14 protein-coding genes are annotated in these 18,527 nt (G+C 64.4%); 7 read left to right on the top strand and 7 right to left on the bottom strand.

The genetic code is table 11. The features are described from left to right. Window positions 1-227 precede the first annotated feature (227 nt). The 5 genes from WN72_RS45870 to WN72_RS45850 all read right to left on the bottom strand — a co-directional run bounded on the left by WN72_RS45870 (window position 228) and on the right by WN72_RS45850 (window position 7,712). Window positions 228-1,049 carry an MlaD family protein gene (locus WN72_RS45870; RefSeq protein WP_027563238.1) on the bottom strand — a complete coding sequence of 274 codons (822 nt, stop codon included), beginning with the start codon at window positions 1,047-1,049 and terminating at the stop codon, window positions 228-230. Between the two features lie 120 nt (window positions 1,050-1,169). Continuing rightward, window positions 1,170-3,389, bottom strand: coding sequence for an acetate--CoA ligase family protein (locus WN72_RS45865; RefSeq protein ID WP_092211971.1), 2,220 nt, complete (start codon window positions 3,387-3,389; stop codon window positions 1,170-1,172). A 167-nt stretch (window positions 3,390-3,556) separates the two neighbouring features. Next, entirely contained in the window at window positions 3,557-4,549 is a 993-nt protein-coding gene (locus tag WN72_RS45860; protein WP_092211973.1) for a glycosyltransferase family 2 protein, read from the bottom strand. A 130-nt stretch (window positions 4,550-4,679) separates the two neighbouring features. Beyond that, a complete protein-coding gene (locus WN72_RS45855; protein WP_092211975.1) occupies window positions 4,680-5,249 on the bottom strand; it encodes a class GN sortase in 570 nt (189 codons plus the stop codon). 198 nt (window positions 5,250-5,447) lie between these two features. Further along, window positions 5,448-7,712 (bottom strand): marine proteobacterial sortase target protein, encoded by a 2,265-nt coding sequence (locus WN72_RS45850; protein ID WP_092211977.1) that lies wholly within the window; start codon window positions 7,710-7,712, stop codon window positions 5,448-5,450. A gap of 185 nt (window positions 7,713-7,897) precedes the next feature. Here WN72_RS45850 and WN72_RS45845 point away from each other — a divergent pair, with 185 nt between their 5' ends. Together WN72_RS45845 and WN72_RS45840 are read left to right on the top strand one after the other, a co-directional pair. Beyond that, a complete protein-coding gene (locus WN72_RS45845) occupies window positions 7,898-8,668 on the top strand; it encodes a helix-turn-helix transcriptional regulator (protein ID WP_092211979.1) in 771 nt (256 codons plus the stop codon). Window positions 8,669-8,717: 49 nt separating this feature from the next. Next, complete coding sequence (locus WN72_RS45840; RefSeq protein WP_092211981.1) at window positions 8,718-10,202, top strand: glycosyltransferase family 2 protein; 1,485 nt, start codon at window positions 8,718-8,720, stop codon at window positions 10,200-10,202. Here WN72_RS45840 and WN72_RS45835 read toward each other — a convergent pair. Together WN72_RS45835 and WN72_RS45830 are read right to left on the bottom strand one after the other, a co-directional pair. Next, window positions 10,199-11,422: an ABC transporter substrate-binding protein gene (locus WN72_RS45835; protein WP_027563231.1), complete on the bottom strand. Its 1,224-nt coding sequence runs from the start codon at window positions 11,420-11,422 to the stop codon at window positions 10,199-10,201. The genes WN72_RS45840 and WN72_RS45835 overlap by 4 nt on opposite strands. 74 nt (window positions 11,423-11,496) lie before the next feature. After that, window positions 11,497-13,047, bottom strand: a complete 1,551-nt coding sequence (locus WN72_RS45830) for an acyl-CoA synthetase (RefSeq protein ID WP_092211983.1) — start codon at window positions 13,045-13,047, stop codon at window positions 11,497-11,499. 268 nt (window positions 13,048-13,315) lie between these two features. On the opposite strand from WN72_RS45830, the gene WN72_RS45825 reads away from it, so the two are divergent. From WN72_RS45825 to WN72_RS45805, 5 genes are all read left to right on the top strand, one after another. Further along, a complete protein-coding gene (locus tag WN72_RS45825) occupies window positions 13,316-14,452 on the top strand; it encodes an acyl-CoA dehydrogenase family protein (protein ID WP_092211985.1) in 1,137 nt (378 codons plus the stop codon). A gap of 110 nt (window positions 14,453-14,562) precedes the next feature. Next, complete coding sequence (locus WN72_RS45820) at window positions 14,563-15,726, top strand: acyl-CoA dehydrogenase family protein (RefSeq protein ID WP_092211987.1); 1,164 nt, start codon at window positions 14,563-14,565, stop codon at window positions 15,724-15,726. After that, window positions 15,726-16,382, top strand: a complete 657-nt coding sequence (locus tag WN72_RS45815; RefSeq protein ID WP_092211989.1) for a glutathione S-transferase family protein — start codon at window positions 15,726-15,728, stop codon at window positions 16,380-16,382. The genes WN72_RS45820 and WN72_RS45815 overlap by 1 nt, the downstream gene beginning before the upstream one ends. Window positions 16,383-16,574: 192 nt before the next feature. Further along, window positions 16,575-17,378, top strand: a complete 804-nt coding sequence (locus tag WN72_RS45810; protein ID WP_092211991.1) for a helix-turn-helix domain-containing protein — start codon at window positions 16,575-16,577, stop codon at window positions 17,376-17,378. A gap of 207 nt (window positions 17,379-17,585) precedes the next feature. Further along, on the top strand, window positions 17,586-18,452 hold the full coding sequence (locus WN72_RS45805) for a beta-keto acid cleavage family enzyme (RefSeq protein WP_092211993.1): 867 nt from the start codon (window positions 17,586-17,588) through the stop codon (window positions 18,450-18,452). The last annotated feature ends 75 nt before the right edge of the window (window positions 18,453-18,527 follow it).

Genomic DNA, 18,527 nt, shown 5'->3' with positions numbered 1-18,527 from the left:
CGAGAATTGTCTGCGGGCTTGCTCCGCCTCTCCCGCTTGCGGGAGAGGCCGACGCGCTCGCAGAGCGCGGCGGGTGAGGGCTCTTTCCTCTTGGGGATTATCCCGTTGAGGAGACACCCTCTCCCCAACCCTCTCCCGCAAGCGGGAGAGGGAGCCCAGTGCCGATGCCGCCGCATCGTGCAAGCCATATGCGATTGCCCTGCCCCTCCAGGGGAGGGTAAGAGGAATCACCGTTTCTGCTGCTCGGGCCGGCGCGGCGGCCGCGGTGCGACGGGGGTGCCGGCCATCTTGTTGGCGGTCTCGCTGACGTCGAGCAGCGAGCGGCGGATGTCCTCGATGTAGCTCGCCGACTTCTTCCGCATGGTGTCGGCGAGCTCACGCAGCCCCTGCACCTTCTCGAACAGCTCGTCAGCCTTGCCGTCGACGAAGCCGGGCACCACGCCCTCGATCTTGGTGACGGCCTTGTCGAATCCCGCAAAGGCGCTGTCGACCTTGGCCATCACGGAATCGATCTCGCCACCCTTGCTGCGGAGATCGGCGGTATTGGTCTCGAACGTGCGCAGGCCCTCCTTGATCGCGGGGGCGTTGCTCACGATGGTGCGGTCGACACTGTGCAGGGTCTCAACGATGGATTCGGCATCGCTGAGATCGGCGGTCAGCACGGGGATGCCGTCCGAGTCCAGCGGCACGGGTGGGGCCGAGGGCGCGCCTCCGACCAGCGAGATCGCGGCAACGCCGGTGAGGCCCTGGAACTCGATGCCGGCGACGGTGTCCTTGCGGATCGGCGCGGCGTTGTCGAGCATCACCAGCGCCACGATCCGGCGCGGACTGTCCAGCTTGATCGACAGGATCTGGCCCGCAGGCACGCCGTCGAAATTCACCGGCCCGCCGCGGCGCAGCCCGCTGGCGGAGCCGCCCTCGAACACGACGCGCAATTGGCTCCGGCTCTGGATCGTGCGCCACTTTTGCACGCCGAGCAGGCCGCCGAACGCCACGGCGATCACCGCCAGCGTCGCGGTTCCGATGACGAGATTGCTCGCGCGTGCCATGCGGGAGATTTTACGGCCAAAGCGGGGAAGTTGGAAGGCGCCCGCAATGATACGCAGGACGGGTTAACGCCCGCCGAAGCTCGCAGAGCGAAGGCGCAAGCGTAACCCGCCGTCGCGACCTCAATGCCCGGCCGCTCGTTTTGCCGCGGCATTGTTCAGCACGATCAGGGCATCGACGGCCACACCCGTCTTCGCATTGATCAGGAACGGGTTGATGTCGATTGAGGCGATCCGGTCGCCGGCATCCGCGATCAAATTGGACAGGCCGACCAGCGCCTTCACCGCGGAGGTCTCGTGCAGGGCCGGCTTGCCGCGATAGCCGCGCATCTTGATGCCGGCCTTGGTGCGGCCGATCAGCAGCCGCGCCTCGGCCTCGTCCAGCGGCGCACCGGCGAGCGCGACATCCTTCATCAGCTCGATATCGATGCCGCCGGTGCCGAACAGCACCACAGGCCCCATCTCGGCATCGAGCGAGGCGCCGACGACGAGCTCCAGGTCGGCCTTGACCTGCTGCGCGATCAAAATGCCGTCGAGCTTCGGCTTGCCCTTCAGCTTCGCCACCCGCGCGGAGATGTCGGCGAAGGCCTTCTTCACCTCGGCCGCACTGTTGAGGTTCAACACCACGCCGCCGATGTCGGATTTGTGCAGGATCTCGGCGCTGACGACCTTTGCGACGACCGGGAAGCCGATTTGCTTGGCGATCTTCGCAGCCTCCGCCGCGGTCTGCGCGATGGCTTCCTTGGAGATCGGGATGCCGTAGGCCTTCAGCAGCTTCTTCGAGGCGACCTCGTCGAGCGCGGCGCCGTTCGCCGCTTTCAATGCCTTCTCCAGCATCGCGCGTGCGGCAGGCTTGGAGCTCGAGACGATGTCGGGCACTTCTTTCCGTAAGCTGGCATAGGCGAGCAGCGACTTGATCGCGGTCACTGCGCGGTCCATGCCCTGCATCACCGCGAGATGCGGCAGCGATTTGCGCAAGCTTTTGGTGAACTCGGTGAAGCCGATCGACATCGCGCTGATATAGATCACGGGCTTTGAAGCCCGGCTCGCCATCTCGTTGACGATACGCAAATTGCGCTCGCGCAATTCGTGCGGCGCCTTCGGCAGCTCGGCATCGATGATGACGATGTCGATGTCGGGATCGTCGATCATCAGCTTGATCGACTTCATGTAGACGGAGGGATCGACCACCGCAGCAAAGCCGGCGTCGAGCGGATTACCGACGATCGAGCCCGGCCCGAGCATCTTTGCCAGTTCGGAACCGACGTGCGGGCTCAGCGGCGCAAAGTTCAGGCCCTCGGCATAGAAGGCATCAAGCAGCATGCCGCGCTTGCCGCCCGACAGCGTGACTGCGGCGAGCCGATCGCCCTTGGGCACGGCCGAGTGGACGAAGCATTCGGTGGTCTCGATCAGCTCGTCGAGCCCGCCGACCCGGATCACGCCCTCGCGCGTCGCAATGGCGTCGAAGGTCTCGATCGAGCCGGCGAGCGCGCCGGTATGGGCCATTGCCGCCGCGCGGCCGCCCTCGGATGCGCCGAGCTTGAGCGCAATCACCGGCTTGCTCGCGGCGCGCGCCGCCTTGCAGGCATCGCGGAACGCCTTGGTGTTGCGCACGCCTTCGAGGTAGACGACGATCACCCTGATGCTGGGATCCTCGGCGAAATAGCGCATCAGATCGGGCGTCTCGAGCCCGGCCTCGTTGCCTGTCGTCACCATGTAGCCGACACCGACGCCGCGATCTTCCAGCGCCTGCCGGATCGCCATGACGATGGCGCCGGATTGCCCGGCGATCGCCACCGCGCCCTGCTCCATGGTGACAATGCGGTCGTCGATATTGGTGAACAGCTTTTCGCCGGCGCTTAAGTTGCCGAGGCAGTTCGGGCCGGTGACGGCAAGGCCGGTCTCGCGCACCGCCGCCTGCAATTCGGCGGCGAGCTTTTGGCTCTCCGCATCCTGCAACTCACTGAAGCCCGAGGTGACGATGGTGGCCGAGCGCGCGCCGGCCGCAGCCGCATCGCGGATCACCTGCACGGCAAAGCGCGCCGGCACCAGCACCAGCACGTGATCGGGCTTTTCCGGGAGGCTCGCAAAGTCCTTGTAGCAGGGGACGCCCCAAATGGTCTCGCGCTTGGCGTTGACCGGATAGAGCCCGCCCTCGTAGCCGTACTTGACCAGATTGTTCCAAATGCGCTCGGCATAGTTGCCGGGCTTGTCGGTGGCGCCCACCAGCACGATGTTGTGCGGGTGCAGCATGGCGTGGATGCCTTTGACGACATCGCTTGCATCGGGTGGCGGAGACCATGGGCGGGGAGACGTCGACGCAGCAGGCACCTGGGCTTCCATGCGCTCACCTCTTGTTCTTGTTGCAGCGCGCGCTCGGGCGCCGAGGTCTGGCGGGACTGATCGTGACATCTTCATCCCGCGTGGCGGAATGGTGAGACGTCACATCGAGGCTAGCATCACCAGAGTTTTGGCGAAAGTGCGAAGGGCCGTCGCTGATCTTCGCCTGCTCAGTAGCGCAGCAGGTTCAGCTTGTAGGCGTAGTGACAGGCGAGTTGCTTGGCGAGATAGGGAGCGATGGCGCGCCGGATCTGCATCTGCGTCGGATCGAAGCCGAGCACCCGGCGCCGCAAGATGCCCATCTCCCTGACGCCGACCGCGTAGGTCGACGCCGTCTTCTGTGCGTCGTGGATCCGGAAGCAGGCGATGAATCGCGGCAGGCGCACGAACTTGAATCCCGCGGCCTGCGCCCTCAGGATGAAGTCCCAGTCCATCGCGTAGTGGAAACTCTCGTCGATCGGCCCGATCCTGTCCCACACGCGCCTGCGCCAGAACATTGTCTCCTGCGGAATGTAGTCGGCATATCGCAGCGCCCTGCCGTCATGCGGCGGCAGTACGGCACGTCCGACCTCGAGCCCCTCGCGATCGACGAAGACGCGATGGCCGTAGACGATATCGACATGCGGATGCGACATGAAGTAGTTGGCGACATAGGCAAGCGTCCCCGGCAGCAGCATGTCGTCGCTGTTCAGGTAAGCCATGATCTCGCTGTCAACGCCGGCGAAGCCGAGATTGATGGCGTTCGATTGTCCCTCGTCCGGCTCGCTCTTCCAGCTGATGCTCGCGCCGCGGCTTTTCAGGAGATCGAGCGTGCCGTCGATCGAAGCACCGTCCTGCACGTGATAATACAGGTTCGGATAGTTCTGGCTTACGATGCTGTCGATCGTAGCGCCGAGATATTGCGCATGGTTGTAGCTCGGCGTGACCATTGCGATCCGGGGTGCATTGTCGCGGATTGCGGGCGCCGGCGGGAAAGCCTTGAGGTTGAGCAGGCGCGGCGGATATTGCTCGAAGGTCCACATCGGCGGACGCCGCCACACGCTCCGCAGCGAGGATCGTCTTTGGCCGGCGGCGATGAGATCTTGGTTCCTCTCCAGCAGCGCGACGCGGTTTTCGAGTTGCTCGAATCGCTGTTCGAAACGCTGCCTGAGGTGGTCGTCCATTACCGCTTGTCCTGAAATTGCAGCGTCAAAAGATCAATCGGCCATTCTTATAGGTCTCCCGGCGATGACGCCAGTTCAGCGGCTCCAACAGGTGCGATGAATCACTGCGAGAGGCCCCGACTGCGAACCGCTATTCATCAGGTCCGATCAAGGTGGCGTGCAACACGTAGCGCTCGGGACCGGAGGTGACGGCGTCGAACGGCCAGCAGGTCGCGAGCACCAGCTCGAAATCCTGCGCCGCGGGATCGATGCCAGACTCATCGAAGCGAACCACGGCGGAGGAATCCGCGCGATAGCGAAAATGCTTGCCGTCCCTGCGCGTGACATCGATGACGTCTCCGATAGTAACATTCCGCAAGAAGCGGAAATGTGTGTCGCGATGGGCGGCATATACGGCAATACCGCGTTCGCCCGCATCAGCCGTTCGGCGGATATGGCCGGGTCCGAACGCGAGCGCCTGACCGCTCACACCGTCCAGCACGATCGTGCTGGCGCCGAGCCGCTTCACCTCGATCCGCGCGACCGGCCAGGTGTCGGCCCACGACCATGGCTTGACCACCTCGCCGGTCGCAACGCTCCTGTCGAACGCGCGCTCCAGCAGCACCTGCGCGAGCCAGGCTTTGGCATGGATGTAGGCGCCGTCGCCGCATAGGATGGCGCCGATGATGGCGAGGGCCAGGGGAGAGATGAGGCGGGGCATTCGAATCTCTTGTTCGTCATTCCGGGGCGATGCGAAGCGTCGAACTATGGTGCGCAATTGCGCACCTGAGAATCTCGAGATTCCGGGTTCGGCTCTGCGCCGCCCCGGAATGACATTCCCAAAAAAAGGCGCGCGCGGCCGTTGGTTACGGGACGGGCGACCGCGCGCGCTAACAGAGGAGTTCGGGGGGCTCCTCTCTCAAGCGGCGTCGGTGAGCAAGGGCCGACGCCGGTTGAACACGAACAGGATCAGGGCGAGCATGATCAGGATGAAGCCTGCGATCATCTTCAGCTCGGCCGAAGTTGCAGTCTTGGGCAGGCGGATCGCATCGGGCGCGGCGGGCGTGGGCCGCCTTGCCGAAGGCTGGTTGCGCGCGTCTGCGTGGCGCTCGCGCAGTTGCGTCGGTGTCAGATGCGGCCGCTCGCCGAAGACCTTCTCGAAATCCCACCCCGCAGGCAGGTTGATCGGCAGCTCGCTGAGCTTGAGCGGTTCGCCCTCGGGGCGGCTCGGCGTCTTGTCGACGGCGACGAGGCTAGTCAGGCGCGTGACGATCTGGTGGTCGAGCGCGAGCGCCAGGATCGCCTTGTCGGAATCTTGGGGCGTCATCTCGCGCAGGGTGCGCGCGACTTCGGCATCGCCGATCTTGCGCTTCGCCCAGAGTTTTGACAGGCCCTTGCCTTCGGCGGCATTTTGCAGCGGCAGCTTCACCGACCACGGACGGTCGCCGACACGGCCCTTGATCTCGAGCGAGCCGGCGAGCTTGTCGAGCCTTGCCGCCAGCACCAGCGGTTCGTCGCGATAGACATCGGGAATGATCGCCGGCGTGACGTCGGCCTTGGCTTCGGAGAACTTTGCGCTGAGGCCGGTCACGGCCGGATTCTCCAGCTTGGCGAACAGGCCGCGCATGCGCTCCTCAACCTGCTCCACCGAGCCGATATGGGTGAAGGCGCCGCGGCCGAGCTCGGCGGCGCGCGTCATCAGATAGGTGTTGGGCGCGGACCCGATGCCGACCATGAACACGCGCGAGCGGCCGCGCATCGCCGTGATGGTCTCGAACAATTGCTGCTCGTTGCCGATCGCACCGTCAGTCAGGAAGACGACCTGGCGAACCATGTTGGTGTCACTGAGCTTGTCGGTCAGCGCGGCGCGCATCGCCGACACCATCTCGGTGCCGCCGCGCGCCTGCAATCCATTCACGAAAGCGAGTGCTTCGCCGAGATGCGCGGGGTCGGCCGGCACGGAGCTTGAGAACAGCACGTCCATGGTGTCGTCGAAGCGGATCACGTTGAAGCGGTCATTGGGCTGGAGGCGGCCGAGCGCATAAAGCAGGCTCGCCTTGGCCTGGACGATCGAGGTGCCGCCCATCGAACCGGAATTGTCGATCACGAACACCACTTCGCGCGGCAACGGTTTCTGCGTTGCCTGCTCGGCGCTGGGCGGGGTGACGAAGGCGAGCAGATAATCGGCATCGCCGACACGCTCGCGGAACAGGCCGACCGACAGCGCCTTCTCCGCGGCGGGCTTCCAGCTCAGCTCGAAATCGCGGTCGGCCGGCACAGCGCCATCAGCGAGCGTGACGACACGCGTCGTGTTGTCGGGGCTGTCGACCTTGACGCTGTGATGGTGGCTTTTGACTTCGCCGAGCGCAAAGCCGGCCTTGAGGCGTACCGTGATGCTGGTCGGGTTGACCGGCGCATTGGTCGCAGGATTCAGCACCGGCGGCGTAATCCGCTCGCGGTCCGGCACCGGGTCCGAACTGGTCGCGCCCCAGCCCGAGCCGTCCTTGCGAAAGTCGACGCTCTGTACGATCGGCGCCGGATTGTAGCGCGGCGCGACCACCAGCGGCAGGCGCAGCGAATATTCGTTGCCGGACTGGTGCACCGGCTCCTGATATTCGATCTGCACCAGTACGGTTTCGCCGGGACCGATATTGGCGACCGAGTTGGTGAAGATGTTCGGCCGTTCCTGCTCGGTGAGTGCGGCCTTCTGGCCGGCGCGGCGCGCCTGCTCGTAGATTACGCGCGCCTGCTGCCGTTCCTTGATGTCGCCGACGATGACGCGGTCGCCGACCACCATCTTCAGCGTGTCGACGGCGCCGCCGGTCGCGAGCGGATAGACATAGGTCGCCTCGACCCAGTCCTTGGTCGGATTGCGGAAGATTTGGGTGATGCGGGCGCGCAGCGTTGGACCTGACACCGTGATGTCGACATCGGTGCCGAGGCGGATCGCTTCGGTAGTGGCGCCATCCTCCTTCAGCAGGAGCGTTCCGGATTTGGCGTCGCCAGGCTGGAGCAGGCTGGCCTGCTCCGTCGTCGCCGACCATCCGGGCTCAAAGCTCACCAGCAGAGCCACGAAGGCGACCAGCATCACCGCGATGCCCTGCACGAGGAGAAACAATCCGAGCTTGATCAGCCGGCCCAGCATGGGGTGCTCGTCGCTGTCGGCTGTGTCGTAGGTGTCCATTTGGCCTGCTCCCGAAGCATGTTCGCTGGCCCAAAGCATCTGCCGGGAGGGCGTGATGTCGCGAGCAGAATGATCGGCAATGTTCCGCCGCGGCCGGCCCGGCACGCCGCCGCCGGGGCGGCCATGTGCGGTTTTGTGCTGGTTTGTCCGCCCTGCTAGAATGGCTGTCCTGGAGCAGGGCCACGATGCAGACGCAGGACAAACTCAACGACGGGCAGCTTTCGGACGAGCAGAGCCGGGAGATCGCAGAGACCATTCGCGAGGAGCTGGCGAGGCGCCGGATCTCCCGGCAGGCGCTGGCCGAGCAGGCCAAGCTCAGCCTCTCGACCCTGGAAAAGGCGCTCGGCGGGCGCCGGCCGTTCACGCTGGCGACGACGGTGCGGCTGGAGCAAGCGCTGGGCGTCTCCTTGCGAAAAAACGCCGTCGTGGTGGCGCCCCCGGCGGCAAGCGATGTCGCACCCGACAGCCTCGGCTCCTATGCGCATCGCGCCGTGACCTGGCTCGAGGATGTCTACATCACGCTGCGGCCCTCGTTCGGCGCCAAGGACGCGATCTTCGCCTATCGCACCGAGATCGTCTGGGAGCCGAAGATCTCGTCGCTGGTCTTCCGCGAGGGCGAGCGGACCGATGCCGCCTACGAGCACACCGGGGAGGTCGCGGTGCCGCATCAGTCCGGCTTCATCTATCTCGTCATCATCAAGCACGGCCAGCATCGGGTGATCACGGTGTCGCGGCCGACGGTGAGCGGCGAGATGTACGGCATCATCTCGACGCTCCGCGCGGGCCCCGGCTCGCAGCTGACGCCGATCGCGGCGCCGGTCGCTTACGTGCCGCTCCGGAACGTCCCGAACCCGTCTCTGGGACGGGTCGGACCTGACGACAGCAACCATGCATTGTACCGGAAACATCTGCGGCGCACGGTGGAAGAACCGTTTGCAGTGTTTCTGTCGGTATAATCCGCAAGAAAGAGTCCGGCGTCGGCTGGGCCTGCGTCTATAAGGGAGCATGCAGGACGTGCTCCAACCTCACGGCGGCGGATCTCCGCTGTTCTCCATCATTATTCCGCTCGAATTCCATCGCGGGCAGTGGGAGCAATCCTGGCTCGGCTGGACCTCGCAGACCGCCGACAAATCCCTCTACGAGATCATCCTGGTGATGCCGCCGGATTTCACCGCGCGCGAGGAGCTGGTAGCGCTTGCCGGTGACGCGGCCCGGATCGAGCAGGCCGGCGTCGCGCACGATATCGGGCTCTGCGCATTCGGCGCGGAGAAGGCGCGCGGCAGATATTTGTTCTTCACGGAATCGCACTGCCGGCCCGAACCCGATGTGATCGAGCTGTGCCTCCGCGCCATCGATGCTCATCCCGACTGGGCCGGCTTTTCCTGCCGTTCGGTGCCGATCTGCCATAACCGGCTGTCCGTGGCGGAAGCTGCCATGTATCAGGCCGACATCGAGTTCGGCATGAAGCAGCATCCTTGGCGTAAGGTGCTGGACCAGTGCTTCGTCACGCGACGCGACATCTACTGGGAATGCGGGGGCCTGCGCGAGGAGTTCGGCCACTTCGCCGAATGGGTGCTCGCCGCCGCCTATCATGCGCGAGGCCATGCGATTGGCTATCTCGAAGAGGCGCGCTTCCACCACTACTATATCGGCGAGCTCGGCGAGCTGAAGACGTTCACGCTCGACTTCGTGCGAGGCGAGATCCGCTATCTCGGCGAGGCGCGCAGCGATGCCGGCAGCGAGCTGCTCGACATTCCCATCGAATGGAGCAGGCGCGACAATTTCGATGTCGCGCTCGCGCGCAGCACCCTGGCCGCGCGGATGCGATCTTCTCACCTGATACACGAGAGCCTGGAGAGCCTTCAGCGCTGGGGGCCGATCGCACTGGCGGGCGGCCGCTCCGCGCGCGGCTCGGCACGCATCTCCGCGGCCTATGCGCGGTGCGTGCTGACCATGCTCACGATGATCGGATCTGACGACAGCATTGCGCGCTGGCTGAAGCGCTATATCGCCTCCCTGATCCATTTTCAGCGCCTCGATTGCATTCACGGCAGCAGCGAGACGCCCGGTGCGAAATTGCCGCGCCTCGGAGATCAGGTGGTGGCGCAGGCCGGCTTCCACGCACCGGAGGTCTGGCGGCAGCGCAGCTTTCGCTGGAGCGAGCCGGAAGCCGCATTGCGGATCGAACTGCCGCAGGGGCGCAACACCATCCGCATTGCATCGCCGGAGATTCGCGAGCCTCTCGATCGAATCGGAGTGCGCTTCTATCTCGACGGCGTGCGCGTCGCCGATGTGGCGATCTCTGCCGGCGCCTTCGTCCTCCAGCTCAATCGGCCGTCATCGGGCATGGCGATACTGGCATGGACATGCCCACGCTTTGCGGCGAAAGGCGACGAACGCCGGCTTGGTCTGCCGGTGGCAGGGATCAGCATCGGGGCGGGCGAGGGCGCGAACGAGGCACCATCACCCGCCGCCATGATGCGAGGTTAGCCGCCGGTTTCGGCGCTGATGATGTCGCCGAACAGCTCCCACTGGCCCTTCTTGAACCGCCACATCTTGAGCTGCTCGATCGGCGCGAAGTCGGTGGAGGAAGTGTTGATCTTGATGCCGGGGATCAGCGTGTCGGGGACGAAGTCCTTCAGGCTGGCGGCCTGCTTCATCACGTTCTCGCGGGTCAGGTTGTCGCCCGACTGTTTCAGCACCTGCACCATGGTCTGGGCCGCCGCATAGGCGTAAACCAGATTGGCGTCCGAGATGTTCGCGCCAGGCATGTACTTGTCGATGAAGGTCATGAACCTCTTCATGCCCTCGTCGTCCTTCCATTGCGGGTCCGACGCATCTTTCAAGTAGCCGGCCGACAGCACGCCTTCGGATGCCTCAAGGCCGGCCGGCTTCATCACCGCGCCGATTGACACCGAGACGTCGGTCATCAGGTGCATCGGCTTCCACTCCAGCTCCGCGATCTTCTTAATCGCTTGCGCTGCGAACTTCGGCGTCGCGATGTTGACGAAGACATCGGCGCCGGTGCCCTTGAGCTTAACGATGTGGGCATCGATCGACGGCTCCGACGTCTCGTAGCTCTCCTCGGCCACGATCAGCTTCGAGGCCTTGTCGCCGAAAATGTCCTTGATGCCGGCGAGGTAGTCTTTGCCGAAATCGTCATTGGCATAGAAGATCGCGACCTTCGCGTCCGGCTTCTCCTTCAGGATGTATTTTGCGAAAATCTGGGCCTCGACCCGGTAGCTGGGCTGGAAGCCCATGGTCCAGGGAAAGTTCTTCGGATCATTCCACTTGCTGGCGCCGGTGGCGAGGAACAGCTGCGGCACCTTCTTGGCGTTGTGATATTTCTGCACTGCGGTCTGGGTCGGCGTGCCCAGCGCGTTGAAGACGAGGAACACCTCGTCGCTCTCGATCAGCTTGCGGATCTGCTCCACCGTCTTCGGCGGCGAGTAGCCGTCGTCATAGGAGATCCAGTTGATCTTGCGGCCGTTGATGCCGCCCTGGTCGTTGATCATCTTGAAATAGGCTTCCTCGGTCTTGCCGATGATGCCGTAGGCGGAGGCGGGACCGGAATAGGCCTCGACGTTGCCAATCTTGATCTCGGTGTCGGTGACGCCGGTGTCGTATTTCTTCTGCGCATATGCGCCTTGAACCGAGAGCAATGTCAGGGCCGTTGCCGCGGCAAGCAGGGCGAGTTTCTTGTTCTTCATGGAAATTCCTTTGACTTCTTTTGGGGTGGAGCAGGCACTTTCAAAACAAAAAGCGCCCGCGAGGGGCGCTTCGATCAGGCGTTGGCGGCTTTCTTGTCGACTTCGGAAGCCACCGAGAATTCCTTGCGCAAGGTCGGCTTGTGGATCTTGCCGGTGGCGTTGCGTGGCAGCGCATCGACGAAGCGGACCTGGCGCGGGCATTTGAAGCGCGCGAGATTCGCCGCGCAATGCGCCAAGACCTCGGCTTCGCTCAGCCGCTGGCCCTGTTTGACCGCGACGATGGCAAGGCCCACTTCGCCCCATTGCGCATCGGGAATGCCGATCACCGCGGCTTCCGCGATCGCGGTGAGCTGGTGCAGGACGTTCTCGACCTCGGCGGGATAGACGTTCTCGCCGCCGGAAATGTACATGTCCTTCCAGCGGTCGACGATGTAGTAGAAGCCTTCTTCATCCACGCGCGTAGCATCGCCGGTGTGCAGCCAGCCGTCGGTGAAGGACGTCTTGTTCGCCTCCGGCCTGTTCCAGTAGCCGGGCGTGATGTTGGGTCCCTTGACCCAGAGCTCACCGAGCTCGCCGGTGTCGGCATCGCTGCCGTCGGGCCGCACGATGCGCACCTCGGTGTGCAGCACCGGCTTGCCGGCGGAGCCGGCCTTGCGGGCCGCGTCCTCACGATCGAGCACCAGCACGGCCGGCGAGGTCTCGGTCATGCCGTAGCCCTGCTGGAGGGCGACGCCGCGGGCTTCCCAGACTTTCAAGAGCGGCACCGGCATCGGCGCGCCGCCGACACCGCAGACGATCAGCCGGGTCAGATCGGTCGTCGCGAAAGCCGGATGCTGCGCCATGAACTGGTAGATCGCGGGCACGCCGAAGAACACGTTGATGCCCTGCGCGGGATTGTTAATCAGGCCGAGCGCCGTGCCGGGATCGAAGGCGCGCATGATCATCACGGTGCCGCCGGCATGCAGAACGGGATTGGTGTAGCAATTCAGTCCGCCGGTGTGGAACAGCGGCAGCACGGTGAGCAGCACCGAGGCCGGTCCGATGCAAGCGGGACCGCCGAGATTGACGCAATTCCAGAAGGTCATGCCATGGGTGATGGTCGCGCCCTTGGGATGACCCGTGGTGCCCGACGTGTACATGATGGTCGAGACGTCATCGAGCGTGACCTCCTCGGCGCGGTCGAGCGGCTTTGCGGCGGCAATGCCGGCTTCATAGGCGCCGCCGGGGCCGAGCAGCAGGCTGGTCGCGACATTGCAGAGCTTTGCGACCGCGAGCGCGGTCTCGGCCAGGTCAGTGTCGTGGATCATCACCTTCGGCGCGCAATCGCTGGTGATGAACTGAAGCTCGGGAACGGTGAGGCGGGTGTTCAGCGGCACGAAGATGGCGCCAAGCCGTCCGCAGGCGAACTGCACTTCCAGCGTATCGGTCGTGTTCAGCGCCAGCACCGCGACGCGGTCGCCGCGCGAGACGTTGAGCGTATGGCGCAGGAACGAAGCGAGGCGCGAGACGCGAGCGTCGAGCTGCGCATAGGTGAAGCGGCGCTCGCTGGCGAGATCGATCACCGCAACCTTGTCAGGTGTGCGGCGGCCATGGTGGGCGATCCAGTCGTAGTAACGAACGGCCAAAAATCCCTCCCTCGGCGGTCTTGTGCCGCCTCGCGTCCCTGTTGCCGTGCACCATGCCCGGCATGGCCCTGGGGCCAGCCGGAGTCTGTGCAGCAGTCTTTTTTTGATCCGGAGTTGGCCTGCGAGGGGTGAAAATCGTCTTGCGTTGAGTTGCTAGGCGATAGGCTGCGGTGGCGCGGTTCCTCCGGTCAGCCACTCTGCGCAAGTGAACGGCAAATGTTCCGGCCATGGTGAATGAGCCGAATCCGCCAACAGGGCGAAAGTTGCGATGACGAGCCCGTTCTATACCGCTGAGCACGACGCCTTCCGCGAGGTCATGCGCCGCTTCGTCGACAAGGAGATCACGCCCTTCGCCCATGAATGGGACGAGGCCGGCGAATTCCCGCGTGCGCTCTATCGCAAGGCGGCCGAGATAGGTCTCCTTGGGCTTGGATTCCCCGAGGAATATGGCGGGATCGCCGCCGACCAGTTCATGAAGATCGTGGCCAGCCAGGAGCTGGCGCGCGCCGGGGCCGGCGGCGTCAGCGCCAGCCTGATGAGCCACACCATCGGCTCGCCGCCGATCGCGCGGGCGGCGCGGCCGGAAGTGAAGGCGCGCGTGCTGCCGCAGGTGCTGTCGGGCGAGAAGATTTCTGCGCTCGCCATCACCGAGCCGGGCGGCGGCTCCGATGTCGCAAACCTCCGCACCAGGGCGCGGCGCGACGGGGATCACTACGTCGTGAGCGGCGAAAAGACCTTCATCACCTCAGGCGTGCGCGCCGACTATCTGACCGTGGCGGTGCGCACCGGCGGCGAGGGCGCCGGCGGCGTTAGCCTGCTGCTGATCGAGGGCGATACGCCCGGCCTGTCGCGCACCAAGCTGAAGAAGATGGGCTGGTGGGCCTCCGACACCGCAACGCTGCATTTCGACGAATGCCGCGTGCCGGCCGAGAACCTGATCGGCGAAGAGGGCCAGGGTTTTAAGATCATCATGCAGAACTTCAACAGCGAGCGCATGGGCATGGCGGCGAGTTGCACCGCCTTCGCCCGCGTCTGTCTCGACGAGGCGATTGCCTACGCCAAGGAGCGCAAGACATTCGGCAAGCCGCTCGCCCAGCACCAGGTCATCAGGCACAAAATCGTCGACATGGCACAGAAGGTCGCCGCAAGTCAGGCAATGCTGGAAATGCTGGCGTGGCGGCTGGAGCAGGGCGAGAGCCCGGTCGCCGAGATCTGCATGATGAAGAACCAGGCGACCCAGACCATGGCGTTCTGCGCCTCGGAAGCCGTGCAGATCTTTGGCGGCGCCGGCTTCATGCGCGGCATCAAGGCCGAGCGCATCTACCGCGAGGTCAAGGTCAACGCCATCGGCGGCGGCACCGAGGAGATCATGAAGGATCTGGCAAGCCGGCAGATGGGGTTGTGAAACCGTCGTCCCGGGGCGCGCAGAGCGCGAACCCGGGACCTAAAGCTGAGTCCTAACATATCGAGATTCCGGGTTCGCGCTTCGCGCGCTCCGGAATGACAGGAAGCAAAATGCTATTCACCGCCGACCACGACGACATCCGCCGCTCCTTGCAGAAATTCATCGCCAATGAGATCAATCCTCGCGTCGATGAGTGGGAGAAGGCCGACATCTTCCCGGCGCATGAGCTGTTCAAGAAGATGGGCAGCCTCGGCTTCCTCGGCCTGAACAAGCCGGTCGGGTTCGGCGGCTCGGGTCTCGATTATTCCTACGCGCTGATGATGGCGGAGGAGCTTGGCGCGATCACCTGCGGCGGCGTGCCGATGGCGATCGGCGTGCAGACCGACATGGCGACGCCGGCGCTGGCGCGGTTCGGCTCGGACGAGGTGCGGCGCGAATTCCTCAGCCCCTCGATATCAGGCGACTACGTCGCCTGTATCGGCGTCTCCGAGCCCGGCGCGGGCTCCGACGTCGCCTCGATCAAGACCAGCGCGAAATCCGACGGCGACGACTACGTCATCAATGGCGGCAAGATGTGGATCACCAACGGCACCCAGGCCGACTGGATCTGCCTGCTCGCCAACACCGGCGATGGCCCCGTTCACCGCAACAAGTCGCTGATCTGCGTGCCCATGAAGAGCAAGGGCGTCACGGTCGCGCGCAAGCTCGACAAGATGGGCATGCGCTCGTCGGACACCGCGCAGATATTCTTCGACAATGTCCGCGTGCCCAAGCGCAACCGGATCGGGGAGGAGGGCAAGGGCTTTACCTACCAGATGATCCAGTTCCAGGAGGAGCGGCTCTGGGGCGCGGCCGCCTGTCTGAAGGCACACGAATACATCATCGACCAGACCATCGAGTACACCCGCAACCGCAAGGCTTTCGGGAAGTCAATCCTCGACAACCAGGTCGTGCACTTCAAGCTTGCGGAGATGCAGACCGAGGTCGAGCTGTTGCGCGCGCTGATCTATCGCGCTGCCGAGCAGCTGGTCGCGGGCGAGGACGTGACGCGGCTTGCGACCATGGCCAAGCTGAAAGCCGGCCGGCTCGGCCGCGAACTCACCGACGCCTGCTTGCAATATTGGGGCGGAATGGGCTTTACCAACGAGACGCCGGTCAGCCGTGCCTATCGCGACAGCCGCCTGACCTCGATCGGCGGCGGCGCCGACGAGGTCATGCTGATGGTCCTGTGCAAGATGATGGGCACGCTGCCGGGAAGTAAGGAAAACGCCTGATGATCACGCTCTATCACTGCGACGCTGCGCGCTCGTTCCGCCCGCTCTGGATGCTGGAGGAGATGGGGCTGCCGTATGAATTGAAGATGCTGCCGTTCCCGCCGCGAGTGTTTGCCAAGGATTATCTCGGCATCAATCCGCTCGGCACTATCCCCTTCCTGATCGACGGCGAGACGCGGATGACCGAGTCCTCGGGCATCTGCCATTATCTCGGCATCAAATACGGGCCGACGCCGCTGATGGTCGGCTCCGAGGATCCCGCCTATGGCGCGTTCCTGAACTGGATGTATTTTTCCGACGCCACCTTAACCTTCCCGCAGACGCTGGTGCTCCGATACACCCAGCTCGAGCCGGAAGAGCGCCGCGTTCCGCAGGTCGCCACCGATTACGCAAAATGGTTTCTGGGCAGGCTGCGCGCCGTCGAGGCAGCGACGGCCAATGCCGAAACCTTGTGCGCCGGTCGCTTCACCGCCGCTGACATTGTCATCGGTTATGCGCTGCGCCTCGCCGACAATATCGGGCTTGCCAAGGACTTTGGGCCAAATGTCGCAGCTTATTGGGCGCGCCTGCAGCAGCGCGACGGTTTCAAGCGCGCGGTTGCTGCGGAGCAGAAGGCCGGCCTTGAGCAGAATGTTGCGCCGCGCGTGAGGGCGTAAGGGAAGCTGTCATTCCGGGGCGCGCAATAGCGCGAACCCGGAATCTCGAGGTTCCGGGTTTGGCCCTTTGGACCGCCCCGGAACGACGGCGCATGTTTACATGACAGCGCTATCCCGTCGTGACAGCGCCCAAATTTCCGCTAAGGTGACCTCCGTCCGCAGCGGCCAAAGAGCCGCGCGAGGAGGATGCCCATGGATTATAACGGTCGCGAATCCGACCATCTGATGCTGATCACGCCGGAGCGGGTGTTCTATGCCGGCCTGCTCGGACGGCCCCGCAAGCGGACTCCGGGTTGCTGCCATGTCTATGTGGCCGTGAAGGGCAATCTCCACCTGACCATCGACGACGTTCTCGCCACCGGCGAGCTGTTCGTCACGCTGCCGAACCAGCGCCATTCCATTGCCAGCGACTACCGCACTGCAATCAGCGTGACGCTTGAGCCCGAGAGCATGCCGGATGGCGTGCTGGAAGCCCTGGCCCAGCGGCTGATGGGGCCGGACCGCGCGGTCTATGCCCGAAAGATCCTGGCTGCCTACGCGCTGCTGCGCCAGCGCCGCTACGGCGACATCACCACCGCCGAATTCGACGAGATGTGTTTTGGCGAGGCGCTGCCGCGCCGCGTGCTCGACCCGCGCGTGATGCGCGCAGTCGCCCGCATCGAGCGTTTCTCCGGCGAGCCGGTGACGGCGGATACATGTGCGGCCGAAGCCGGTCTCTCCGCCTCGCGCTTCCTGCATCTGTTCAAGGAAGAGACCGGCATCTCGTTCCGCTCCTTCCGAGCCTGGAAGCGCGCGCGGCATCTGCTGCACTTCGCCAACCAGGACCTCAACCTCGCCCATCTCGCGCAGGACATCGGTTATCCCGACAGCACCCATTTCAGCCATTCGATCCGCCGCTTCTATGGATTGAAGCCGCGCGCGATCTTCGTCGGCTCGCGCGATCTTGCGATCTATCGCAGCACCGAGACGGTGCGGGTGCTCGCGGAGGCGGGCTAGGCTCGCTCTCGTCGCTTCGTAGGGTGGGCAAAGGCGCTCTTGCGCCGTGCCCACCACCTGTCGGCAACTGGTAAAGTTGGTGGGCACGCTACGCTTTGCCCACCCTACGATAGCTCGTTTTTAGCTAGCTTCTCCGCGCAAGAAGCCGCATGCCCCGCATCACATGATCGCCAGCGTTGAATTCTCAACGTGCGAGACATTTTTGGCATGAGCGACAAGGCCGTCATCACCTGCGCGCTGAACGGCGTGCTTACCGACCCGAAGCAGCACAACGTCCCCGTGACGCCCGAGCAGATGGCGCGCGAGGCCAAGGCTGCGTTCGATGCCGGCGCCTCCATCATGCACATCCATCTGCGCCAGCAGGCGCCGGGCAAGGGCCATCTGCCGTCCTGGGAGGTCAGCGTCAGCAAGGAGATCCAGCAGGCGATCCGCGAAGCCTGTCCCGGGGTCATCATCAACCACACCTCGGGTGTCTCAGGCCCGAACTACTCCGGCGCGCTCGACTGCATCCGCGAGACCAAGCCGGAGATCGCTGCCTGCAACGCTGGCTCGCTGAATTATTTGAAGGTCAAGGCAGACAACACCTGGGCCTGGCCGCCGATGATGTTCGACAACGCGGTCGAGAAGGTGAAGGACTATCTCGACGTCATGAATGAGGTCGGCACTATCCCCGAGTTCGAATGCTTCGACGTCGGCATCGTCCGCTGCGTCGGCATGTATCACCAGGTCGGCATGTACAACGGCCCGCTCGAGTATAATTTCGTGATGGGCGTTGCCTCCGGCATGCCGTCGGACCCGGAGCTGCTGCCGATCCTGATCAAGCTGAAGCGCCCCGAAGCGCAGTTCCAGGTCACCGCGATCGGCCGCGAAGAGATCTGGCCGCTGCACCAGCGCTGCGCCGAGCTCGGCGGTCACTTGCGTACCGGTCTCGAGGACGCCTTCTATCTCGCCGACGGCAAGAAGGTGACCTCGAACGGCCAGCTGATCGAGGCCATCGCCGCCTGCGCCCGCCGCGCTGGCCGCGAGATCGCGAGCCCCGCCGAGGCGCGGAAGATCTTTGGGACGAACAGGTAGCCACACACTCCGTCATTCCGGGATGGCCCGAAGGGCCAGGCCCGGAATCCATAACCACGATCGGGGAGTATGGAT

The sequence above is a fragment of the Bradyrhizobium arachidis genome, from assembly GCF_015291705.1.
GTDB lineage: Bacteria > Pseudomonadota > Alphaproteobacteria > Rhizobiales > Xanthobacteraceae > Bradyrhizobium > Bradyrhizobium arachidis.
The sequence above is the reverse complement of the archived record's forward strand: the minus strand, read 5'-3'. Positions and strand labels throughout refer to the sequence as shown.